Source organism: Neorhizobium sp. PAMB6630 (assembly GCF_058242775.1).
Window position 1 is genome coordinate 526,735 of record NZ_CM177836.1, and the last position, 23,266, is coordinate 550,000.

The window sequence follows — 23,266 nt, forward strand, 5'->3', positions numbered from 1 at the left end:
TTTACTGTTAAGAAACGATTGCGGCGGAGGCTCACCGGCATGGGATGTGCGGGTTTTCTCCCGCCATAACGCCAAAGGCCGCCCTTGCGGAGCGGCCCTTTTGTTTTGTGCGAATCATGCCTTGGAGGGCTGTGCTTCATGCCTGCCGATCAGGCGATCAGGGCGCCGTGGCAGTGTTTGAACTTCTTGCCGGAGCCGCAGGGGCAAAGCTCATTGCGGCCGATACGGCCCCAGGTGGCGGGATCGTTCGGATCGCGGTCCTCGGGTGCTGCAAACGGCAGGAGGGCGGCGGTGGCAAACTCATCCTCGCCGGTGGTGGCGTCGAGATGGTGCGCCTGCATGACCGGCGGTGGCTCCGGTGCCTGTGGTGCGTCGCGCATCAGTTCGACGCGCATCAGCTGGGAGGTTGCAGCTTCGCGCATGTTGGCAAGCAGCGCCTGGAACAGCTCGAAGGCTTCCGCCTTGTATTCCTGCAGCGGATCGCGCTGGGCATAACCACGGAAACCGACGACGGAGCGCAGGTGGTCGAGGTTGACGATATGCTCGCGCCACAAGTGATCCAGCGTCTGGAGCAGCACGGAGCGCTCGACATAGGTCATGATTTCCTGGCCGAAGCGTTCGGTGCGGTCCTTGGCGGCGGCATCGGCTGCCGCAAGCACGCGCTCACGAATATCGTCTTCGGCAATGCCTTCTTCCTGCACCCATTCATGGATCGGCAGGTCGAGGTTGAGGAGGCGTTCGACGCCCTCCTTCAGGCCATTGGCATCCCACTGCTCGGCATAGGCGCGCTCGGGGATATGCTTGGTCACCAGCATGTCGATGACTTCATGGCGCATGTCGGTGACGGTTTCGGTGAGATCCGGCGCGTCCATCAGCTCGATGCGCTGCTCGAAGATCACCTTGCGCTGGTCGTTGGTAACGTCGTCATATTTCAAAAGGTTCTTGCGGGTGTCGAAGTTGCGGGCTTCGACCTTCTTCTGCGCGCGCTCCAGAGCCTTGTTGATCCAGGGATGGACGATGGCCTCGCCTTCCTTGAGACCCAGTTTCTGCAGCATCGAATCCATGCGGTCGGACCCGAAAATGCGCATCAGATCGTCCTGAAGGGACAGGTAGAATTTTGAGCGGCCCGGGTCGCCCTGGCGGCCGGAACGACCACGCAGCTGGTTGTCGATACGCCGGCTTTCATGGCGTTCGGTGGCAATCACGTAAAGGCCGCCGGCCTCCAGCGCCTTGGCCTTCAGTTGCTTGACCTCTTCGCGGATCGCCGCTTCCTTGGCATCGCGTTCCGGGCCGGGCTCCATGCCCTCCAGTTCACGTTCCAGGCGCATGTCGATATTGCCGCCGAGCTGGATGTCGGTGCCGCGGCCGGCCATGTTGGTGGCAATCGTCACGCCGCCGGGCACGCCGGCCTGGGAAACGATATAGGCTTCCTGCTCGTGGTAACGGGCGTTCAGAACGTGGAAATTCTCAAATCCGTCCTGGCGCAGCATGGTGGCCAGCAGTTCGGATTTTTCGATCGAGGTGGTGCCGACGAGAACCGGCTGGTTGCGCGCATGCGCCGCCTTGATCTCCTCGATGATCGCCTTGAATTTTTCCTCGCCGGTCCGGTAGACCTCGTCATCCTCGTCGATACGCTGGATCGGCAGGTTGGTCGGCACTTCCACGACGTCGAGGCCGTAGATGTTGGAAAATTCTTCCGCTTCCGTCGAGGCCGTGCCGGTCATGCCGGCAAGCTTTTCGTACATGCGGAAATAGTTCTGGAAGGTGATCGAGGAGAGCGTCTGGTTCTCCGGCTGGATCTGCACCTTTTCCTTGGCTTCCAGCGCCTGGTGCTGGCCTTCGGAATACCGGCGGCCCGGCATCATGCGGCCGGTGAACTCGTCGATGATGACGATCTCGTTGTTGCGGACGATGTAGTCCTTGTCGCGCTGGAACAGCTTGTGGGCCTTCAGCGCATTGTTGATGTGGTGGACGATCGCGACATTCTCGACGTCGTAGAGCGATTCGCCCTTCAGAAGCCCTGCCTCACGCAGCAGGTTTTCCAGCTTCTCGGTGCCGGCTTCGGAGAAGTTGGCCGAGCGCTGCTTTTCATCGATCTCGTAATCGTCGGGCGTCAGCGCCGGGATGAAGGCGTCGATGGTGTTGTAGAGGTCCGAGCGATCATCCAGCGGGCCGGAAATGATCAGCGGCGTGCGGGCTTCGTCCACCAGGATCGAGTCGACTTCGTCGACGATCGCGTAGTTGTGGCCGCGCTGCACCATCTGGCCGCGATCATATTTCATGTTATCGCGCAGATAATCGAAGCCAAGCTCGTTATTCGTCGCGTAGGTGATGTCGCAGCCGTAAGCGGCACGGCGCTGGTCGTCATCGAGGCCATGCATGATGACGCCGGTGGTGAGCCCGAGGAAGCTGTAGAGCTTGCTCATGATGGCGGCGTCGCGGCTGGCGAGATAGTCGTTGACGGTCACGACATGGACGCCCTTGCCGGAGAGCGCATTGAGGTAGACCGGAAGCGTTCCCACCAGCGTCTTGCCTTCGCCGGTCTTCATTTCGGCAATGGCGCCGTCATTCAGGATCATGCCGCCGGTGAGCTGCACGTCGAAGGGGCGCATGCCCAGGACGCGGCGCGAAGCCTCGCGCACTACGGCAAAGGCTGGAATGACCAGATCGTCCAGCGTCTTGCCACTGGCCAGCTGTTCGCGGAATTCCACCGTCTTGGCGGCAAGCTGCTCATCGGAGAGTGCTTTCGTCTTTTCTTCCAGCGCACCGATGGCTTCGATGCGGGAACGATAGGCACGGACGCGGCGCTCATTGGCCGAACCGAAAAACTTGCGGGCTATCCCACCGAAGCTGACCATTCGAGTGGTCCTTTCCAAACTGATGTGGCATCCCTTAAAGCATCTTCCGGCAGGTGGTTTTGCACTGTCTGTGCGACAGGCAAAATACAAACACCGGCCCGGAAACTCTTCTGGACGCGAAGTAGCGTGACAGATAAGAGGGGGGTCGAATGATGTCAACGGCTCCCGCCGTTACAGAATGGCCACAATCCGGTGTTTCTGACAGTGTTCCGGCCGGTCTCGACATCCGGGGCCGGTGCCCAATTCGAAAGGTAGTTCCTTATGTTTCGCCATAAATTCCTCGCGACTGCCGCTGTGGCCGTGGCCGTCTTTTTCCAGGCGCCCGCCTTTGCACAGGACGATGCCCTGGTCGCCAAGGTTGGCGGCGTGGAAATCCATCAGTCGGAACTCGACGCGGCCATCGCCAATCTGAGCCAGCAGTATCAGCAGATGCCGGATGACCAGAAGAAGGTCGCAGCGCTGTCGCAGATCATCGACATCAAGCTTGTTTCGAAGAAGGCTGAAGAAGCCGGCCTGCAGAACAGCGACGACTTCAAGAAGCGCATGGCCTTCCTGCAGGAACGCGAACTGCACAATGCCTATCTGCGCCAGCAGTTCGAAACGCTGAAGCCGGAAGAGGTCAAGGCCCGCTACGACAAGGAAGTCGCAGCCATGCCGAAGGAAGAGGAAATCCACGCCCGCCACATCCTGGTGAAGACCGAGGACGAGGCCAAGGCGATCATCAAGCAGCTTGATGAAGGCAAGGATTTCACGGAACTCGCCAAGGAAAAGTCGGAAGACACCAGCAAGTCCGACGGTGGCGATCTCGGTTATTTCACCAAGGGCCGCATGGTTCCGGAATTCGAAGAAGCAGCCTTTGCGCTTGAAAAGGGCACCTACACCAAGACGCCGGTAAAGTCGCAGTTCGGCTTCCACGTCATCAAGGTGGAAGACAAGCGTGATGCGCAGCCGCCGGCATTCGACCAGGTCGAGCCGCAGGTTCGCCAGATCGTCATGCAGGAGAAGTATTCTGCCATCATCGATGCGGCCAAGGCCGACCAGAAGGTCGAGATTGTCGACGAAACCCTGCGTAAGGGTTATGAAGACATGACCAAGGGCGAATAAGCCGCTTTCGATATTTCATCAACCGGCCCGCATTTGCGGGCCTTTTCTTGTCCGGGTCTTGAAGCACATGTCCGCAACCGTTTCTCCCCTCGCTCCCAAATCCTATCCCGACATGCCGGCCATCAAGGGCCTGCGCATGGCAACGGCTGCTGCCGGCATCAAGTACAAGAACCGCACCGACGTGCTGCTGATGGTGTTTGACGAACCGGCCTCCGTTGCGGGCGTGTTTACCCGTTCGAAATGCCCCTCGGCACCGGTGGATTTTTGCCGCGCCAACCTCGGCAACGGCCGCGCCCGCGCGGTTGTGGTCAATTCCGGCAATGCCAATGCCTTTACGGGTGTGAAGGGCAAGGCATCGACGGAGCTGACGGCAAAATCGGCTTCCGAGGCGGTCGGTTGCGATGTCGGCGAAGTCTATCTCGCCTCGACCGGCGTGATCGGCGAGCCGCTGGATGCGACGAAATTTGCCGGCGTTCTGGGTGATATGCACGGTGCTGCCACCGGCAGCTTCTGGCTGGAAGCGGCCAAGGCCATCATGACGACGGATACCTATCCGAAGGTTGCCACCCGCACCGCAGAGATCGGCGGCGTGACCGTCACCCTCAACGGCATTGCGAAGGGTGCCGGCATGATCGCACCCGACATGGCGACCATGCTGTCCTTTGTTGCAACGGACGCCGATATCGCGCCGGACGCTCTGCAGGCACTGCTGTCGGCCGGCGTCGGCGCCACCTTCAACTCGGTGACGGTCGATAGCGATACGTCCACCTCCGATACGCTGCTTCTCTTTGCAACGGGCAAGGCGGACGGTCAGGTGCGGGTGGAAACAGCAGATGATCCGCGCATCGACGGATTTCGCGCGGCCCTCAACGACCTCCTGAAGGATCTGGCTCTGCAGGTCGTGCGCGACGGCGAAGGCGCGCGCAAGATGGTGGAAGTCACCGTGACCGGTGCCGAAAACGATGTTGCCGCCAAACGCATCGCACTTTCCATCGCCAATTCTCCGCTGGTCAAGACGGCGGTGGCCGGCGAAGATGCCAATTGGGGCCGTGTTGTCATGGCCGTTGGCAAGTCCGGCGAGATGGCGGACCGCGACCGATTGGCGATCTGGTTCGGCGATGTCAGGGTGGCTGTCGACGGCGAACGCGATCCTTCCTATTCGGAAGCGGCGGCAACGGCTGTCATGCAGCAGGAGGATATCGTCATCCGTACCGATATCGGCCTTGGCCATGGCACCGCAACGGTCTGGACATGTGACCTCACGAAGGAATATGTCGCCATCAATGGCGACTACCGGAGCTGAACTTTTGATGCAGGCAATTTCTCCCCACGGCAATCTTCCGCTTGTCCGGCGTCTCGAAGCTGTCGGCTTCCGCGCCTGGCCGGCGGCCTCCGTGGTCTATGACGGCAGTTGGCAGGTGCGGCTGACGGGCGGGCATCCTTCCAAGCGGCTGAACTGCCTGGTGCCGCTTGATCCGTCCGACCACCGTGACGTGGAACTGCGCATCGAAAAGGCCCGCAAGCGCTTCGAGCATTATGGCCGTACGCTTCTTGTGCGCGAGACGCCGCTTTCGCCAAAGCCGTTGCTGGAAACGCTTGCCGCCGATGGCTGGGCGCCGTTCGAGACGGTGAGCGTCATGGTGGCTGATCTGGCGGGGCTCGAACTGCCCGATACGCTCGGTCATCTGCCGAGCCACGATATCGGCCGTTATATTGATGCCTCGCTTGCCGTGCATGGCGAAGATCAGTCGCTGAAGCCGGCGATGGCCGAAATCCTGTCGGCCATCAAGCCGGCCACCGGCCTGTTCATTGCGGAAAATCCCGGCGAAGGCCCGGTTGCCGTGACGCTTTGCGTACAAGATGCCGATCTTGCCGGCATTCTCTCCTTTGCGGTTGCCGCCGATCGCAGGCGTCAGGGGGCCGGCACCGAAATGCTGACAGCCGCCCTGCGCTGGGCCCGTATCAGCGGCGCCCGCACCGCCTGGCTTCAGGTGCATGTGGACAATATTCCGGCGCTTGCGCTCTATTCCCGCTTCGGCTTCACCGAGGCTTACCAGTATCGTTACTGGCGCCAGGAGACCGGCGCATGAGCAAAGCCGACGAGACGGCAAAGCCGCGCCCGATCCTGCTGGTTGCCGCCTGCGCGCTCATCGATACGGATGGCCGCATTCTTCTGGCGCAGCGCCCGGAAGGCAAGAGCCTTGCCGGCCTCTGGGAATTTCCCGGCGGCAAGGTGGAGCCCGGCGAAACGCCGGAGGAAACGCTGGTGCGCGAGTTGAACGAAGAACTCGGCATTGTCACACGCGTCGCGTGCCTCGCGCCGCTGACCTTTGCCAGCCACACCTATGAGACTTTTCATCTGTTGATGCCGCTTTACGTCTGCCGTCGTTACGAGGGTATTCCGTCAGGTCGGGAAGGGCAGGCACTGAAATGGGTTCGGCCTGCAGCGCTGCGCGATTATCCCATGCCGCCGGCGGACGAGCCGCTGATCCCTTTCCTGCAGGATCTGCTCTGACAGTCTGTCCCATAATTCCCTCTGGCGGGCTGCAAATGGCGATTTCTGCTTGTCCGGTGCTCACATACCAAATGTACGCTCCGCTCCGGTTCTCGACATCACCATTTTCGCCGCACCAAAGAGAATTCTTGAACAAACTGTGAATGCTTGGGCAACGGGCGCAAAAAGTCGGTGTGTTGATTTATCCACAGCTTTCATAATTCGGCGGCGATGAATGAATCGACGTTAACAGATCCTTTAGCCGAAGGGTGCAATATGCAGCTTCGATAAAGTAATTGCGTAACGAGGCTCTCATGGATGAGGAATTCTGGAAGACTGTTCGTGCCCAGCAAAGGGTCACGGTCAGATCCGGCAGAACCGGCGTTCTGAACATCGCCCTGCTGTTCGGCACGGCAGCGATCGCGCTATCGTTGATCGTCACGCCGATGCTGGTGAAGCGGACGGACACGCGCCATCTGGCCAATGTCCAGCAGGAAATCGATCTCCTGACCACCGGCTCGATCAAGCCGGACGAGACGGGCACCAAACATTACACGATCCGTCGCAGCGTGCTGCAGCAGACGCCGGGTTCGGTCTGCGTCACGCAGGGTTATGACGGCGAAACCACCTGCTGAGACGGGTGCGGTAACCTGCAAGTAAGGCGCCAGTGTTATGCCTTCGGGTCAAGACCCGGAGGCAGCATGGCGACCTTGCGCAAATTCTTCGTTGATAATCACGGTGCGACAGCGGTGGAATACGGGTTGATCCTCGCCATACTCTCCGTGGCAGTGGTGGCGGGCTTTGGCTCCTTCACGGGCGCCCTGCAGGACATGCTTGCCGGCCTTGCCGCCGTGTTTTCCGCCCCCTGATACTCGTCCGACCGAAGTGGCCGGACGATGGTTTAAGCACCAGAAGATCCTTCACGCGGCTTTATTCCGGATCCTTGGGCACGCGCAGCGCATCGGCCAGCCGCATCTTGGCAGATCCTGGCTTCAGCGGCTTCTGCTGGCTTTCGTGGGGCGCCCAGCCGGACGTGTAGACGATGGTGAAGGTGGCGCGGATGCGCCCGTCCGGATCGGAATAACGCTCTGCATAGATTTCTGCCGCCCGCACAAAAAACGCCCGCGTCAGCGGCGTTCGGCTGCGCCCGGCAAGCGGATTTCCCATGCCCATGGCGCGCAGATCCCGCATCAGGTGAAACAGCGTGTCGTAGCGCACCGTGTAGGTTTCCGCATCGATCACAGGCAGGGCAAAGCCTGCCCGCTGCATGAGGGCGCCGATGTCGCGCACGTCGGAAAATGGAATGACGCGGGGGCTTGCGCCGCCAAACAGTTCCGCTTCCGCTGCCAGAAGCACGTCGCGCAGTTCAGACAGCGTGCCGGCGCCGGGAATGGCTGCCATGAACAGACCATCCGGCTTCAGCGCCCGGCGGATGCGGATCAGCATTCCCGGCGTATCATTGGTCAGATGCAGCGACAGCGGCGACAGCACGAGATTGACCGACTGGTCTGCGAGCGGCATGTCCTCAAGACCGGCCGTGGAAATATTTTCGCCGGATCCCGCAAAAACCACGCTGGTCTCGATGCGCGACAGGTGGCCGATCTTGCCGGTTTGCAACGCGGCCCGCGCGGCATTGCCGCCGCCGCCATGCAGTTCCACCGCGTCCTCGAAATGGCGTTCCACCACACTCAGTCGCTCGGCAAGTTCATTGGCGGCGATGTCGAGCAGGAAATCGGTTCCTGCAACGGCCCTTGTCATGGCGCGTTCGCGCCGTGCGGTTACCAATGGCAGGTCGAAGAGGATGTCCATGCTGTGCGTCCAAAATCATTGAGGGCAGGTGTCGGTCTGGCGGCGACCTCTGCATTTTCGTGTCGCATGGGCGCTGACGAGCCGCTAATGTCAAGACATGGTGGACGAGGCGGAGAAAATCGAGAGCGTCACGCGATGGTTTTCGCCGCGCCTGCTGCTGCGGCCGGTGCTCGATCTGGTCTATCCTCCCTGTTGTGCCGCCTGTGGCGTGCGAACCGCCGGTCATTATGGCCTCTGCGGGGCGTGCTGGGGCCGCATGCGGTTCATCGAAAAACCTTATTGCGAAATCCTTGGCATTCCCTTCGCCCATGATCCGGGGGAGGGCATGGTCTCGGCGCTTGCCATTGCCGAGCCGCCGATCTTCGACCGGCTAAGGGCTGTTGCGCTGCATGAAGGGGCCGCGCGCACGCTGGTTCATGGCCTCAAATACCGCGACCGCACGGATCTCGCGCCCATGATGGCGGCCTGGATGGCGCGTGCAGCGGGGGAGCATCTGGCGCTTTGCGATGCCATCATCCCGGTGCCCTTGCACTGGACGCGGCTGATGCAGCGGCGGTTCAACCAGGCAGCAGAACTTGGCCGCCATCTGGCGCGGCTCAGCCACCGCCCGCTTCTCACCCGCGCCCTGATGCGCCGAAAGCGCACCAGCCGGCAGGTGGGGCTGTCCGCACGCGGCCGCGAGGAGAATGTGCGGGCTGCCTTTCGCGTGGTGAAGGGCGAGGAGCATCAGGTTTTCGGCAAACGTGTGGTGCTGGTGGATGATGTGTTCACCACCGGTGCCACTGTGTCGTCTGCCGCGCGTGCGCTGAAGCGGGCAGGGGCCGCCGACGTCACGGTTTTGACCTTTGCAATGGCGCTGGCCGAGCCTATATGACGAACAGCATCAAGATTACGCGATAGCGTTTCCTCTCACGGAGATCATCATGGCAGACGTCGTCATCTACACCCGCCAGATGTGCGGTTATTGCGCCCGCGCCAAGGCTTTGCTGCAGTCGAAGGGCGTGAATTTTACCGAACATGACGCCACCTTTTCGCAGGAACTGCGCCAGGACATGATCCAGAAGGCCAATGGCGGCTCGACCTTCCCGCAGATCTTCATCGACGGCCGGCATGTCGGCGGTTGCGACGATCTGCACGCGCTCGACCGTGATGGCAAGCTCGATCCGCTTCTGGCTGCATAAGGTGTAAGATGACGGTCAAGGTCGCAGCCATCCAGATGTGTTCCGGCGTCGATCCGCAGAAGAATGCGGACGACATGGCCCGCCTCGTGCGCGAGGCGGCAGGCCAGGGTGCCGTCTATGTCCAGACCCCGGAAATGACCGGCGCGCTGCAGAAGAACCGGGCGGAACTGCGCGCTATCCTGCGTGGCGAAGACAGTGACCTCATCGTCTCGCGCGCAGCAGAGCTTGCACGCGAACTGAACATTCATGTGCATGTCGGCTCCACCGCCATTGCGCGCGGCGCCGGCGACGACAAGATTGCCAATCGCGGTTTCCTGTTCGGGCCGGATGGCGCGCGCATCTGTTCCTACGACAAGATCCACATGTTCGACGTCGACCTCGACAATGGCGAGAGCTGGCGCGAAAGTGCCGCCTACCAGCCGGGTACGGAGGCGCGTGTCGCCGATCTCGGATTTGCGAAACTGGGTTTTGCCATCTGCTACGACGTGCGTTTCCCGCAGCTGTTTCGTGCCGAAGCCGTCGCCGGGGCCGAAATCCTGACGGTTCCGGCAGCCTTCACCCGACAGACCGGCGAGGCGCATTGGGAAATCCTGCTGCGCGCCCGCGCCATCGAAAACGGCGCCTTCCTGATTGCGGCAGCCCAAGGCGGCGTTCACGAGGATGGGCGCGAGACCTATGGCCACTCGATGATCATCGATCCCTGGGGCAAGATCCTGGCTTCGGCCGGGGGCGTCGGCGAGGCGGTGGTTCTGGCCGAACTCGACATGGCGGCGGTCAAGGCGGCTCGCGCAAAAATTCCGAACCTGAAGAACGCACGCGATTTCACGCTTGCCACATCGCAAGCCGTGGCGCCGGCTGGAGGCGAGGCGGCGTGATCCGTTATTCCCTCATCTGCGACAACGCCCATTCCTTCGAAGGGTGGTTCTCGCAAGGCGCCGATTTCGATCGGCAGGTGGAAAGCGGCTTTCTCACCTGCCCGGTCTGCGGCTCGTCGGCCATTTCAAAAAGCCTGATGGCGCCGTCTGTCTCCACGGCACGCGACAAGGAAGCCCGCCAGCAGGTGGCGATGGATGTGGCGCGCCAGGAAACCATCGTAAAATTGAAGGAAATGGTGGCCACCATCAAGGCGAACGCCGAGGATGTCGGCGAGCGTTTTCCCGAAGAGGCGCGAAAAATCCATTACGGCGAAGCCGATGCCCGCGGCATCATGGGAAAAGCAAGCCTTGCCGAGGTGAAGGACCTGATCGAGGAAGGCATCGAGATTGCCCCCCTGCCGGTTCTGCCCGACGATACGAACTAAGCCGACTGCATATCCGAAAGGCGCGCCTTCGGGTTGTCAGCCCTCGCGCCTCGCCAGCATCATGTAATTCACGTCCATGTCCTTCGACAGGTTCCAGCGGTCCTGCAGCACGTTGTAGAACACGCCGGTGCGGTGGGTGATGGTCAGGCCGGAGGCGCTGAGCGGACGTTCGATTTCTTCAGGCCGCACCAGCTTATCATATTGGTGGGTGCCTCTCGGCAGCCAGCGCAGGATGTTTTCCGCGGCAAAGATCGCCAGCGCATTGGCTTTCATCGTGCGGTTGATGGTGGCGATGAACATCAGACCGCCGGGACGCAGCATCGAGGCGCAGGTGGTCATGAACAGGTTCACGTCCGCCACATGCTCCACCACTTCCATGTTGAAGATCACGTCGAAGGTTTCGCCGGCGGCCGCCAGTTGTTCGGCGGTTTCTGCGCGATAATCGACGGTCACGCCGCTTTCGGCGGCATGGGTCTGGGCAATGCGGATGTTCTTTTCCGAGGGGTCAGCACCGATAACGGTCGCGCCCATGCGGGCCATTGGCTCCGACAAAAGCCCGCCGCCGCAGCCGATATCAAGAAAACGCAGGCCCTCGAAGGGACGGTTGCTTTTCGGCTCACGGCCGAAATTTTCGCAGACGCGGTCGCGGATATAGGCCAGCCGCACCGGGTTGAACTTGTGCAGCGGCTTGAATTTCCCCGTCGGGCTCCACCATTCCGCAGCCATGGCGGAAAAGCGGTCCACTTCAGCCTGGTCAATCGTCGTTGCGGACGCTTCGGTCATGGTGCAGCTCCCTGTCATTCTCGTCTGAAGTCGGTCCGCCGGCAGCTCTTGTCAAGTCCGCCGGAATGTCGCAGCGGTTGAAAGGGCGGCGGATAACGCACGGGCGAGCATCTCGCGACATTAAAAAAACAAATTCCGGACGACCTGCTGGCAACAGAAGGGACGTTTGCGCCGAGCATAAAGAATTCCCAAGGAGGAAACCAGTGAAACGTCATATTTACAAAGCTTTGGCGGTGGGGGCGTTGTTGGCCTTTCCCAGCCTTGCATCTGCCGCCACGCAAGGTTTTGCCACGGCAAATGTCAACATGCGCTCCGGCCCGAGCACCCGTTATCCGGCCGTGGTGGTTATCCCGGTCGGCGCGCCGATCAGCATCAATGGTTGCCTCGATACGGTCAACTGGTGTGATGTCTCGTTTGCGCGCGGCCGCGGCTGGGTGTCGGGCAATTACATCCAGACGACCTATCGCCAGAACCGCGTTTATGTCGACCGCCAGTATTACCGTCCGCTCGGCATTCCGACGATCACCTTTGACGTCGATACCTATTGGCGGCGTTATTACAGCGGTCGCGATTTCTACCGCGAGCGTGACCGCTGGCGCGGCTGGGATTATCGTCGCGATACCCCGCCACCGCCGCCGCCCCGTTATGACAGTCGCCGTGACGATCCGATCCGCGACCCCAACCGCTATCGGGAAGACGGCCGTTATCGCTACGAAGACCGCAACGGCATGAACGACCGCTATCGCTACGATGACGGCAATCGCCGCGATGACAGAAACAGACCGGACGACCGCAACCGCTATGATGGCCGCCCCGGTCCGGATGGTCGCGATGGCAACCGCAACTGGGATGGTGACCGCCGTGACCGCGGTGATGGCTGGCGCCCTGACGACAGGCGTCCCGATGACAATCGACGCCCCGATGACAGCAGGCGTCAAGACCAGGCACGGCCGGTCCCCGACGGGGATCAGAACCGGGATCGCCAGCGGGGGCCCCAGGGCAGCTGGGTTCCCTCCGACCGCTGCACGCAGGACAATCCGTGCCCTGTGCCGGGCCAGTAAGCCTCTTCAACGACGAGTGAGTAAAACGCGGCGCCCGAAAGGTGCCGCGTTTGCGCGTTGCGGGTCACCTCTTGCCCATTGCACCGTGGAACCCTTTTCGCTAAGAGGACGCCGCAAGCCTTTCCCCCTGTGGCAAAGGGCTTTTCAATTTTAAGCCGCGCCGGGTCTCTTCAAGCGCGATAAGGTGGTTTTGGTCGGATATGGCTCGCATTGTCATGAAGTTCGGCGGCACGTCGGTCGCCAATCTCGAACGCATCCATAATGTGGCGCGCCATGTGAAACGTGAGGTCGATGCCGGCCATGAAGTGGCCGTCGTCGTCTCGGCCATGTCCGGCAAGACGAATGAACTGGTCGGCTGGGTGCAGGACATGCCCAAGGTCGCAGGCGCCACCTCGCCCTTCTACGATGCGCGCGAATATGATGCCGTCGTCGCCTCCGGCGAACAGGTGACATCAGGCATTCTGGCCATCGCGCTGCAATCCATGGGCATCAATGCCCGCTCCTGGCAGGGCTGGCAGATCCCGATCCGCACCGACAACACCCATGGCGCCGCCCGCATCGTGGATATCGACGGAACCGAGCTTGTTCGCCGCATGGGCGAGGGGCAGGTGGCTGTCGTCGCCGGTTTCCAGGGCATCGGCCCTGATAACCGCATTGCAACGCTTGGCCGTGGCGGTTCCGATACGTCTGCAGTTGCGATTGCAGCTGCCGTCAAGGCTGACCGCTGCGACATCTATACCGACGTGGACGGCGTCTACACGACCGATCCGCGCATCGTGCCCAAGGCACGCCGCATGAAGAAGATCTCGTTCGAGGAAATGCTGGAAATGGCATCCCTCGGCGCCAAGGTGCTGCAGGTCCGTTCCGTGGAGCTTGCCATGGTTCACAAGGTGCGCACCTTCGTCCGCTCCAGTTTCGAGGATCCCGATGCGCCGGGCATGGGTGACCTCATCAATCCGCCCGGCACGTTGATTTGCGACGAGGAAGAAATCGTGGAACAGGAAGTCGTTACCGGCATCGCCTATGCCAAGGATGAAGCGCAGATTTCGCTGCGTCGCCTCGCCGACCGGCCGGGTGTTTCGGCAGCCATTTTTGGGCCGCTGGCCGAGGCGCATATCAATGTCGATATGATCGTGCAGAACATCTCCGAAGATGGCTCGCGCACCGACATGACCTTTACCGTGCCCTTCGGCGATGTCGAAAAGGCCATGAAGGTTCTGGAAGACAACAAGGCCAAGATCGGCTTCGACGTGGTGCAGAACGAGACGGGCCTGTGCAAAGTCTCGGTTGTGGGCATCGGCATGCGCAGCCACGCTGGCGTGGCTGCGACTGCGTTCAAGGCACTTGCCGAAAAAAGCATCAACATCAAGGCGATCACCACCTCGGAAATCAAGATTTCCATCCTGATTGACGGTGCTTATTCCGAACTCGCAGTTCGGACTTTGCATTCTGCTTACGGTCTCGATAAGAGTTGATCTAGAACCGGTTGGTTGTACCGCCTCCAAGCTTGAGTCGGTGCACCATCTTCCGGATGGGACAGAGCCGAATTCGGGAGCGAACATGCCGATGAGAGACCTGTCGGCGGGCCCGCGCGTCCTGCTGAAGAGACTGCGGGAATTGATGGCCGAGCCGCTGGAGCCGCAGGAGCGGCTTGACCGGATCGTGCGCCAGATCGCCAGCAACATGGTGGCGGAGGTTTGCTCCGTTTACGTGTTGCGCTCCGATGGCGTGCTGGAGCTTTACGCCACCGAAGGTCTCAACAAGGATTCGGTGCATCTGGCCCAGCTGAAAATGGGGCAGGGCCTTGTCGGCACGATTGCCGCCTCCGCCCAGCCGCTGAACCTCTCCGATGCGCAGGCGCATCCGGCTTTCCGTTATCTTCCTGAAACCGGTGAAGAAATTTACCACTCCTTCCTCGGCGTGCCGATTTTGCGCGCCGGTCGCACTTTGGGCGTGCTCGTCGTCCAGAACAAGGCGCAGCGCAATTACCGCGAAGACGAGGTCGAGGCGCTTGAAACCACCGCTATGGTGATCGCCGAGATGATTGCGACCGGAGAACTGAAGAAAATCACCCAGCCGGGGCTGGAACTCGATCTGACGCGCGCCATCACCATCGAGGCGGACGGTTATAACGAGGGCATCGGCCTTGGCCATGTGGTTCTGCACGAACCGCGTATCGTCGTCACCAACCTTCTGAACGAGGATGCGGACAAGGAAATCGTGCGGCTGGTGGAGGCCATCGGCTCGCTGCGCCTGTCGATCGACGACATGCTGTCGCGCCGAGAAGTGTCCCAGGAGGGCGAGCACCGCGAGGTTCTCGAAACCTACCGCATGTTTGCCCATGACCAGGGCTGGGTGCGGCGCATGGAAGAGGCGATCCGCAACGGGCTCACGGCAGAAGCGGCCGTCGAAAAGGTGCAGAGCGACACCAAGGCGCGCATGATGCGCCTCACCGACCCCTATCTGCGCGAGCGGATGCATGATTTTGATGATCTGGCCAACCGGCTGCTGCGCCAGTTGACCGGTTTTTCAGGCCGCGCATTCGATGAAGGTTTTCCGACCGATGCGGTGATCTTTGCCCGCGCCATGGGAGCGGCCGAACTTCTCGATTATCCGCGGATGAATATTCGCGGCCTCGTGCTGGAAGATGGCGCGGTGACCAGCCATGTGGTGATTGTTGCGCGTGCCATGGGTATTCCGGTGGTCGGTCAGGCGGCCGGCATCGTGGCGCTTGCAGAAAACGGTGATTCGATCATCATCGATGGCGATGACGGGCAGGTGCATCTGCGCCCGATGGCCGATCTGGTGAAGGCCTACGAGGAAAAGGTAAAACTGCGCGCCCGCCGGCAGGAGCAGTTCCGTGCCTTGCGCGACGTGGATTCGGTGACCAAGGACGGTCAGCGCATCAGCCTGATGATGAATGCCGGCCTGATGGTAGATCTGCCGCAATTGGCCGAATCCGGCGCGGAAGGCATTGGCCTGTTCCGCACCGAACTACAGTTCATGATTGCCTCGACGATGCCCAAGCTCGAGGAGCAGGAGGCGTTTTATCGCAATGTTCTGCGCCAGGCGGCCGGCCATCCGGTGACGTTCCGCACGCTCGATATCGGCGGCGACAAGGTCGTCTCCTACTTCCGCAACCAGGAAGAGGAAAACCCGGCGCTCGGCTGGCGTGCGATCCGCCTGTCGCTGGATCGGCCGGGCCTGTTGCGCACGCAGCTTCGCGCGCTGTTGCGCGCCTCCGCCGGTGCCGAGCTGAAGATGATGCTGCCGATGGTGACGGAAGTGTCGGAAATCCGCGCCGTGCGCGACCTGATGCAGAAGGAAGTGCAGTATCTCTCCAAGTTCGGCCATCCGCTGCCACGCAAGCTGCAGTTTGGCGCCATGCTGGAAGTGCCCTCGCTGATGTGGCAGCTGGACGAGTTGATGGCGCATGTCGATTTCGTGTCGGTCGGCTCCAACGATCTCTTCCAGTTCTCGATGGCGGCAGACCGTGGCAATGCGCGCGTGTCTGATCGTTTCGACATGCTGGGCAAGCCGTTCCTGCGCATCCTGCGCGACATCGTGCGGGCCGCCGAGCGCAACAAGACGCCGCTGACGCTCTGCGGTGAAATGGCGGGCAAGCCCCTGTCTGCCATGGCCCTGATCGGCGTCGGCTTCCGTGCGGTCTCCATGGCGCCAACGGCAATCGGTCCGGTGAAGGCCATGCTGCTGGGGCTCGATGCGGCCCAGCTCGGCATGGAACTCAACGCCGCGCTGGATGATACGCGCTCCACCACGCCGGTGCGCGAACTTCTGGTGGCGTTTGCGGCCGCGCACAATATTCCCGTCTAGAACAACAACAAGAACAACCGGAGTGTAAGACGGTGGCGAAGCTTCCTGTCGAAAAGATGCGTGAACTGGAACGCCGTTTCGGTGAGATCGAAGCCCGCATGTCCGAAGGGCCGGCGGCTGATGTTTACGTAAAGCTGGCGTCTGAATATTCCGAGCTTCAGCCGGTGGTGGGCAAGATCCGCGAATATGAAAAGGCAATCGCCGAAGAGGCGGATCTTCGGGCGCTGCTGGCCGACAAGGCGACCGATCGCGACATGCGCGAGCTTGCCGAAACCGAGCTTCCGGATGCGATGGAGCGCATCGAGACGCTGGAAAAGGACATGCAGATCCTGCTTCTGCCAAAAGATGCCGCTGACGAGAAAAGCGCCATCGTGGAAATCCGCGCCGGCACCGGCGGATCGGAAGCCGCCCTTTTTGCCGGCGACCTGTTTCGCATGTATGAACGCTTTTCAGCCACCAAGGGCTGGAAGGTGGAGGTTCTCTCCGCAAGCGAGGGCGAGGCCGGCGGCTACAAGGAAATCATCGCGACGGTGACCGGGCGCGGTGTGTTTTCCAAGCTGAAGTTCGAATCCGGCGTCCATCGCGTTCAGCGCGTGCCGGAAACTGAGGCAAGCGGCCGCATCCATACCTCCGCCGCAACCGTCGCCGTTCTGCCGGAAGCCGAGGAGATCGATATCGAGGTGCGCGCCGAAGATATCCGCATCGATACGATGCGCTCGTCGGGTGCCGGCGGCCAGCACGTCAACACCACCGATTCGGCCGTGCGCATCACCCATCTGCCGACTGGGCTTGTCGTCACCAGCTCTGAAAAATCGCAGCACCAGAACCGCGCGAAAGCCATGCAGGTTCTGCGCTCGCGTCTTTATGACATGGAACGCCAGAAGGCCGACAGCGAACGCTCCGCCGATCGCAAGAGCCAGGTCGGTTCCGGCGACCGGTCTGAGCGTATCCGCACCTATAATTTCCCGCAGGGGCGCGTCACCGACCACCGCATCAACCTGACGCTCTACAAGCTCGACCGCATGATGATCGGCGAAATCGACGAAGTGGTCGATGCGCTGATTTCTGATTATCAGGCTGGACAACTGGCGCAGCTTGGCGAGCCGCAGCCGTGACCCGCACCCTTGCAGCAGCACTTGCCGAGGCCCGCGCGCAGCTTTCCGCTGCCGGCCTTGGCGATGCGGCAACGGATGCCCGCGTGCTGATCTGCGGCCTTTTCGATCTGACATCGACGGATCTTGTGCTGCGCGGCGACCGCGTTCTGTCCAGCGACGAGGTGGCAAGGCTGGAGGCCGCGCTTGCGCGCCGTATGGCACGCGAACCGGTTCATCGCATTCTGGGGGAACGCGATTTCCATGGTGTGCGCCTGCTTCTGTCGAAAGACACGCTGGAGCCACGCCCGGATACCGAAATTCTGGTCGAGGCGATGCTTGCGCCTCTGAAGCGGATTATCGAGACCAAAGGCTCGGCACGCCTTCTCGATCTGGGCACCGGAACCGGCGCCATTGCCATTGCGCTCCTTTCCGAAGTGCCCGAACTTCTGGCAGTTGGCACCGATATTGCCCCCGGCGCCCTTGAAACGGCACGCCGCAATGCCGACCTCAACGGGGTAGGCGACCGGTTCATGGCTGTGGAAAGCCATTGGTTCGACAAGATCGAGGGATTGTTTGACATAATCGTGTCAAATCCCCCCTATATCAACAGTGATGTCATTGCCGAACTTGAGCCCGATGTTCGAAACTTCGATCCGATGCTCGCATTGGATGGAGGCGCTGACGGGCTCGATGCCTACAGGGCCATTGCCGAAGGCATCGGCAACTTTCTAGGGGCAGACGGTGTGGTCGGCCTGGAGATCGGTTTCGATCAGAAGTCTTCCGTCTCCGCCTTGTTTGCAGCGCATGATTATACTTTGATCGAGGCGCTTTCCGACTATGGCGGCAATGATCGCGTATTGGTTTTTGCGCGGGAAAACCGTTATCCTGCCGGGCCTTAAGCTCCTTTTGCAGACGCGAAAGAAAAGGCTTGGAATTGGAGATGAAGCGGGATAGGTTGCGGGCACGCACTGGGCAGCTGGGAATGAACGGAGATTCGTTCAGGTTAAGCTCAACCGGAAGCTGGCCTTTTTCGGAAGGCCTCAAGGGTTGAACGTTACCTAGTGTGTGATTCAGATAAACTGACTTCCACTAGCGGCGGGACGGATGGATCGACCCTGTCCGCGGCACGTGAAGCCTTGTTCCGGCAGTTGCCGGCTGGCCGCGTGGCCCTTAATCAGCAAAGCACAAAGAATTCAGGTGAAAGATCGATGAGGCCAGGACAGCAAAACAAGCGTGGTCGGGGGCGCGGCAATAACAACAACAATAACAACAATGGCGGCGGCGGTGGTGGCGGTAACAATTTTAACCGCAAGGGCTCCAACCCGCTGACCCGGACCTACGACAGTTCCGGCCCCGATGTGAAGATCCGCGGCACAGCCCAGCATATTGCGGAAAAATATTCGACCCTTGCCCGCGATGCTCAGAGCGCCGGCGACCGTGTCATGGCCGAAAACTATCTCCAGCACGCCGAACACTATAACCGCATCATTGCAGCAGCCCAGGCGCAGATGCAGGAACGTGTCCAGCACGCCGATCGCCAGGACTACAACGATCGCGACAATGATCGTGATGGCGACGACATGGATATGGGCGATAACGACGATAACGGTTATCAGCAGCAGTATCAGCCGTCGCAGCAACATCAGCCGCAGCAATCGCAGCCTCAGCCGCCACAGCCCCAGGCTCAACCGCCGCAACCGCAAGCCCAGCCGGCTCCGCGCCAGCAGACCCCGCGTCAGCCCGCAGCGCCCAAGGTGGCTCCAGCCCCGGTGGTTGTTGCAGAAGCACCCGTCATCGATGGCAGCGGTCCGCAGCCGGTGATCGAAGGCACGCCTGCCGAAGTTGCAATCGAGGAAGAAGGCGGCACACCGCGCGAACGCCAGCCGCGCCGCCGCAATGCCAGCAACCGTCCGCGCCGTCCGCGTCGCACGGCGGAAGGCGAAGGTGAAGCAAGCCCTGAAGGCGAGCCTTCGCTTGCCGATGCTGCAGGCGAATAAGCCTTCGATCCCTCAGGATCTGACAATCATCAAACCCCGGCCGTCTGGTCGGGGTTTTTCTGTTTGCGGTCTTTAAACCCATGAAAACCGCCACCATATTGGCCTCACGATGCCGTGTTCGATTGCAAAAGAATGCGGCACGGGCTCGCCTTGTGAGGGGGCTCAATCTCAATTATCGGCTTGCGCCTATAAGGGCAGGACGATCCATGGAGGTCAGTCATGAATATCGAAAAATACTCCGAGCGCGTGCGCGGTTTCCTGCAATCGGCGCAAACCCATGTCCTGTCGGAAGGGCACCAGCAGTTTACGCCAGAGCATGTGCTGAAGGTTCTGCTCGACGACGACCAGGGAATGGCCTCGTCGCTGATCGAGCGCGCCGGCGGCAGTGCCAAGGACGCACGCATCGCCAATGATGCAGCGCTTGCCAAGCTGCCGAAAGTCTCCGGCGGCAATGGCCAGGTTTATCTGGCGCAGCCGCTTGCCAAGGTTTTCACCACAGCCGAAGAAGCTTCCAAGAAGGCCGGCGACAGTTTCGTTACCGTGGAACGCCTGTTGCAGGCGCTGGCCATCGAAACCTCTGCCTCCACATCGGCAACCCTGAAGAAGGCTGGCGTGACCGCGCAGGCGCTGAACCAGGTGATCAACGACATCCGCAAGGGCCGTACCGCCGACAGCGCCAATGCCGAACAGGGTTTTGACGCCTTGAAGAAGTTCGCCCGCGACCTGACCGAGGAAGCCCGCGAAGGCCGGCTCGATCCGGTCATCGGCCGTGACGACGAGATCCGCCGCACGATCCAGGTTCTGTCGCGCCGTACCAAGAACAATCCGGTGCTGATCGGCGAGCCGGGCGTCGGCAAGACGGCGATCGCCGAAGGTTTGGCGCTGCGCATCATCAATGGCGATGTGCCCGAAAGCCTGAAAGACAAGAAGCTGATGGCGCTCGACATGGGCGCGCTGATTGCCGGCGCGAAATATCGCGGCGAATTCGAGGAGCGCCTGAAGAGCGTTCTCTCCGAAGTGCAGTCGGAAAACGGCGATATCATCCTGTTTATCGACGAAATGCACACGCTGGTCGGTGCCGGCAAGGCCGATGGGGCGATGGATGCATCCAACCTTCTGAAGCCGGCGCTTGCCCGCGGCGAGTTGCACTGCGTTGGTGCCACCACGCTTGATGAATACCGCAAGCATGTGGAAAAGGACCCGGCCCTTGCCCGCCGTTTCCAGCCCGTGATGGTGGACGAGCCGACGGTGGAAGACACGATCTCCATCCTGCGTGGCCTCAAGGAAAAATACGAGCAGCACCACAAGGTGCGGATCTCCGATTCCGCGCTGGTGGCAGCAGCGACCCTTTCCAACCGCTACATCACCGACCGCTTTCTGCCGGACAAGGCCATCGACTTGATGGACGAGGCGGCATCGCGCCTGCGTATGCAGGTGGACAGCAAGCCGGAAGAGCTGGACGAGCTGGATCGCCGCATCATGCAGCTGAAGATCGAGCGCGAGGCATTGAAGAAGGAAACCGATACGTCTTCGGCCGACCGGCTGAAGCGGCTGGAAACCGAACTCACCTCCATCGAGGAACAGGCCGATGCGCTGACAGCCCGCTGGCAGGCGGAAAAGCAGAAGCTCGGTCTGGCCGCCGACCTGAAGCGCCAGCTGGACGAGGCCCGCAACGAACTGGCGATTGCCCAGCGCAAGGGCGAGTTCCAGCGTGCGGGTGAGCTGGCTTACGGCGTCATTCCCGGCCTCGAAAAGGATCTGGCAACAGCTGAAGCCCATGATGGCGCCGGCCCCGATGCCATGGTGCAGGAAGTGGTGACGCCCGATAACATCGCCCATATCGTGTCCCGCTGGACCGGCATTCCCGTTGACAAGATGCTGGAAGGCGAACGCGACAAGCTGTTGCGCATGGAAGACGAACTGGCGCGTTCTGTGGTGGGGCAGGGCGATGCGGTGCAGGCCGTGTCGCGGGCGGTGCGCCGTGCGCGCGCCGGCCTGCAGGATCCGAACCGGCCGATCGGTTCGTTCATCTTCTTGGGGCCAACCGGCGTTGGGAAGACAGAGCTTACCAAGTCGCTCGCCCGGTTCCTGTTCGATGATGAAACCGCGATGGTGCGCCTCGACATGTCCGAATACATGGAGAAACATTCCGTCTCGCGGCTGATCGGGGCACCTCCGGGTTATGTCGGGTATGACGAGGGCGGCGCGCTGACGGAAGCCATCCGCCGCAAACCCTATCAGGTCGTGCTGTTCGATGAGATCGAGAAGGCGCATCCTGACGTCTTCAACGTTCTCCTGCAGGTGCTCGATGACGGGCGTCTGACGGACGGGCAGGGTCGCACGGTCGACTTCAAGAACACGATCATCATCATGACCTCGAACCTTGGCGCGGAATATCTGACGTCGCTGGGCGAGAACCAGGATGTCGATAGCGTGCGCGAGCAGGTGATGGATGTGGTGAAGGCCTCGTTCCGGCCGGAATTCTTGAACCGCGTCGACGAGATCGTTCTGTTCCACCGTCTGGCCCGCAGCGAAATGGGCGCCATCGTCGATATCCAGATGGTACGCCTGCTGCAGCTTCTGGCGGATCGCAAGATCACGCTGGAACTGGGTGCGGATGCCCGCGAATGGCTGGCAGACAAGGGGTATGATCCTGTCTACGGCGCACGTCCCTTGAAGCGCGTGATCCAGAAATACGTTCAGGATCCGCTTGCCGAACAGATCCTCGGCGGCACGGTGCCGGATGCCTCCACAGTCAAGGTCAGTGCCGGCTCCGACCGGTTGCTGTTTAACGTGAAGAGGCATGTCGCCGAAGCGGCATGACGATCAAGGGCCATCCCTCGGGATGGCCCTTTTTATTGATCGAACTCCACGATCACTCGGAATGGCTTACTTCGCCGCGACCTGTTCGCTGCTATTGCTGGTCAGAAGCGCATCGATCCGCTTGCGTTCTTCCTCGAAGCGGGCAAGCGGCGTGCCGGAGAGCGATTTGCCGCCGGGCAGGCGCACCTTCATGGAATCCACCTTGGTGCCGTTAACGATCAGCTCGTAATGCAGATGCGCTCCGGTGGAGGAACCGGTCGAGCCGACATAACCAATGACCTGGCCCTGCGTGATGCGTGCGCCTTCACGCACGCTTTTGACGATGGCGCTCTGGTGGTTGTAGGAAGTCTCATAGCCATTGGCGTGGCGCACGATCGTCTGGTTGCCATAACCGGACGCCCAGCCCGCCTTTTCCACGATGCCGTTGCCGGTGGCAATAATCGGTGTGCCGCGGGGTGCTGCCCAGTCGGTGCCGGTGTGCATGCGGGAATAACCGAGGATCGGGTGCCGGCGCATACCGAAACCGGAGGTCAACCGACCGTTGGGCACGGGGTTGCGCAGCAGGAACTGGCGGATGCTCTTGCCGTCCTGGTCAAAATAGTCGACCGAATTGTCCTCGAGGTTCTGGTAGCGGTAAAAACGGGTTACCGTGTCACCAAATTTTGCGCTGACATACAGAAGCTCGGAATGCGGCCCGGCGCGCCCCTGCTCGTCGGCGGCTGAAAAGAACGCCTCGATCGTATCGCTCGGCCTCAGCTGCGCTTGCAGATCGACGCTGCTTGCCAGCAGTTTCACCATGGTTGCCGTCATATCGGCCGTCATCCCGTAGGAGAGGGCGGCCCGGTATATGCCGTCATAAACACTGGGAAGCTCGCGGCCGGACAGGATGACCGGCGCATCGTCGGAAAATGCGCTGTCGACGGCATCC

Annotated in this window: 21 protein-coding genes (1 of these 21 cut by a window edge); 17 read left to right on the forward strand and 4 right to left on the reverse strand. The window is 61.1% G+C overall.

All coding sequences use genetic code 11. From position 1 onward, the window contains the following. Positions 1-149: 149 nt before the first annotated feature. A complete protein-coding gene (gene secA / locus AC4CWF_RS02475; RefSeq protein ID WP_491283562.1) occupies positions 150-2,858 on the reverse strand; it encodes a preprotein translocase subunit SecA in 2,709 nt (902 codons plus the stop codon). Positions 2,859-3,119: 261 nt separating this feature from the next. Between secA and AC4CWF_RS02480 the strand changes: the two genes are divergently transcribed. The 6 genes from AC4CWF_RS02480 (at position 3,120) to AC4CWF_RS02505 (ending at position 7,325) form a co-directional block, all read left to right on the forward strand. Next, on the forward strand, positions 3,120-3,962 hold the full coding sequence (locus tag AC4CWF_RS02480) for a peptidylprolyl isomerase (protein ID WP_491283563.1): 843 nt from the start codon (positions 3,120-3,122) through the stop codon (positions 3,960-3,962). A gap of 67 nt (positions 3,963-4,029) precedes the next feature. After that, positions 4,030-5,265 carry a bifunctional glutamate N-acetyltransferase/amino-acid acetyltransferase ArgJ gene (gene argJ, locus AC4CWF_RS02485; protein WP_491283564.1) on the forward strand — a complete coding sequence of 412 codons (1,236 nt, stop codon included), beginning with the start codon at positions 4,030-4,032 and terminating at the stop codon, positions 5,263-5,265. Beyond that, the gene (locus AC4CWF_RS02490; RefSeq protein ID WP_491283565.1) at positions 5,246-6,052 is read left to right on the forward strand and encodes a GNAT family N-acetyltransferase; all 807 of its coding nucleotides are present in this window, start codon (positions 5,246-5,248) and stop codon (positions 6,050-6,052) included. Before argJ ends, AC4CWF_RS02490 begins: the two co-directional genes overlap by 20 nt. Further along, positions 6,049-6,477, forward strand: coding sequence for an 8-oxo-dGTP diphosphatase MutT (mutT, locus tag AC4CWF_RS02495; RefSeq protein WP_491283566.1), 429 nt, complete (start codon positions 6,049-6,051; stop codon positions 6,475-6,477). Before AC4CWF_RS02490 ends, mutT begins: the two co-directional genes overlap by 4 nt. A 293-nt stretch (positions 6,478-6,770) precedes the next feature. Continuing rightward, the gene (locus AC4CWF_RS02500; protein WP_491283567.1) at positions 6,771-7,091 is read left to right on the forward strand and encodes a hypothetical protein; all 321 of its coding nucleotides are present in this window, start codon (positions 6,771-6,773) and stop codon (positions 7,089-7,091) included. 66 nt (positions 7,092-7,157) lie between these two features. Further along, a complete protein-coding gene (locus AC4CWF_RS02505; RefSeq protein WP_491283568.1) occupies positions 7,158-7,325 on the forward strand; it encodes a Flp family type IVb pilin in 168 nt (55 codons plus the stop codon). Positions 7,326-7,386: 61 nt separating this feature from the next. On the opposite strand, the gene AC4CWF_RS02510 is transcribed toward AC4CWF_RS02505, so the two are convergent. Beyond that, on the reverse strand, positions 7,387-8,265 hold the full coding sequence (locus AC4CWF_RS02510) for a methyltransferase domain-containing protein (protein WP_491283569.1): 879 nt from the start codon (positions 8,263-8,265) through the stop codon (positions 7,387-7,389). A 97-nt stretch (positions 8,266-8,362) separates the two neighbouring features. Here AC4CWF_RS02510 and AC4CWF_RS02515 point away from each other — a divergent pair, with 97 nt between their 5' ends. From AC4CWF_RS02515 to AC4CWF_RS02530, 4 genes are read left to right on the forward strand one after another with little or no spacing between them, the layout of a single operon-like run. Beyond that, the gene (locus tag AC4CWF_RS02515; protein WP_491283570.1) at positions 8,363-9,139 is read left to right on the forward strand and encodes a ComF family protein; all 777 of its coding nucleotides are present in this window, start codon (positions 8,363-8,365) and stop codon (positions 9,137-9,139) included. Between the two features lie 49 nt (positions 9,140-9,188). After that, on the forward strand, positions 9,189-9,446 hold the full coding sequence (gene grxC, locus AC4CWF_RS02520) for a glutaredoxin 3 (protein ID WP_491283571.1): 258 nt from the start codon (positions 9,189-9,191) through the stop codon (positions 9,444-9,446). A gap of 8 nt (positions 9,447-9,454) precedes the next feature. Continuing rightward, positions 9,455-10,321 carry a carbon-nitrogen hydrolase family protein gene (locus tag AC4CWF_RS02525; protein WP_491283572.1) on the forward strand — a complete coding sequence of 289 codons (867 nt, stop codon included), beginning with the start codon at positions 9,455-9,457 and terminating at the stop codon, positions 10,319-10,321. Next, the gene (locus AC4CWF_RS02530) at positions 10,318-10,746 is read left to right on the forward strand and encodes a DUF1178 family protein (RefSeq protein WP_491283573.1); all 429 of its coding nucleotides are present in this window, start codon (positions 10,318-10,320) and stop codon (positions 10,744-10,746) included. The genes AC4CWF_RS02525 and AC4CWF_RS02530 overlap by 4 nt, the downstream gene beginning before the upstream one ends. Positions 10,747-10,782: 36 nt before the next feature. Here AC4CWF_RS02530 and ubiG read toward each other — a convergent pair whose 3' ends face one another. Continuing rightward, the gene (gene ubiG, locus AC4CWF_RS02535; RefSeq protein WP_491283574.1) at positions 10,783-11,529 is read right to left on the reverse strand and encodes a bifunctional 2-polyprenyl-6-hydroxyphenol methylase/3-demethylubiquinol 3-O-methyltransferase UbiG; all 747 of its coding nucleotides are present in this window, start codon (positions 11,527-11,529) and stop codon (positions 10,783-10,785) included. A gap of 203 nt (positions 11,530-11,732) precedes the next feature. On the opposite strand from ubiG, the gene AC4CWF_RS02540 reads away from it, so the two are divergent. From AC4CWF_RS02540 to clpB, 7 genes are all read left to right on the forward strand, one after another. Then, positions 11,733-12,590: an SH3 domain-containing protein gene (locus tag AC4CWF_RS02540; RefSeq protein ID WP_491283575.1), complete on the forward strand. Its 858-nt coding sequence runs from the start codon at positions 11,733-11,735 to the stop codon at positions 12,588-12,590. A 200-nt stretch (positions 12,591-12,790) separates the two neighbouring features. After that, entirely contained in the window at positions 12,791-14,065 is a 1,275-nt protein-coding gene (locus AC4CWF_RS02545) for an aspartate kinase (protein ID WP_491283576.1), read from the forward strand. Between the two features lie 91 nt (positions 14,066-14,156). Beyond that, positions 14,157-16,424: a phosphoenolpyruvate--protein phosphotransferase gene (gene ptsP, locus AC4CWF_RS02550; RefSeq protein ID WP_491285167.1), complete on the forward strand. Its 2,268-nt coding sequence runs from the start codon at positions 14,157-14,159 to the stop codon at positions 16,422-16,424. Between the two features lie 32 nt (positions 16,425-16,456). Then, positions 16,457-17,539: a peptide chain release factor 1 gene (prfA, locus tag AC4CWF_RS02555; protein ID WP_491283577.1), complete on the forward strand. Its 1,083-nt coding sequence runs from the start codon at positions 16,457-16,459 to the stop codon at positions 17,537-17,539. Further along, positions 17,536-18,417 carry a peptide chain release factor N(5)-glutamine methyltransferase gene (gene prmC, locus AC4CWF_RS02560; RefSeq protein WP_491283578.1) on the forward strand — a complete coding sequence of 294 codons (882 nt, stop codon included), beginning with the start codon at positions 17,536-17,538 and terminating at the stop codon, positions 18,415-18,417. The genes prfA and prmC overlap by 4 nt, the downstream gene beginning before the upstream one ends. Before the next feature lie 309 nt (positions 18,418-18,726). Beyond that, positions 18,727-19,515: a DUF4167 domain-containing protein gene (locus AC4CWF_RS02565; protein ID WP_491283579.1), complete on the forward strand. Its 789-nt coding sequence runs from the start codon at positions 18,727-18,729 to the stop codon at positions 19,513-19,515. Positions 19,516-19,734: 219 nt separating this feature from the next. Continuing rightward, positions 19,735-22,338 carry an ATP-dependent chaperone ClpB gene (gene clpB, locus AC4CWF_RS02570; RefSeq protein WP_491283580.1) on the forward strand — a complete coding sequence of 868 codons (2,604 nt, stop codon included), beginning with the start codon at positions 19,735-19,737 and terminating at the stop codon, positions 22,336-22,338. Positions 22,339-22,404: 66 nt separating this feature from the next. On the opposite strand, the gene AC4CWF_RS02575 is transcribed toward clpB, so the two are convergent. Then, positions 22,405-23,266, reverse strand: the 3' end of a protein-coding gene (locus AC4CWF_RS02575) for a M23 family metallopeptidase (RefSeq protein WP_491283581.1). Its footprint extends 1,076 nt past the window's final position; only the last 862 of its 1,938 coding nucleotides appear in the window; its start codon lies beyond the right edge, outside the window; the stop codon is at positions 22,405-22,407.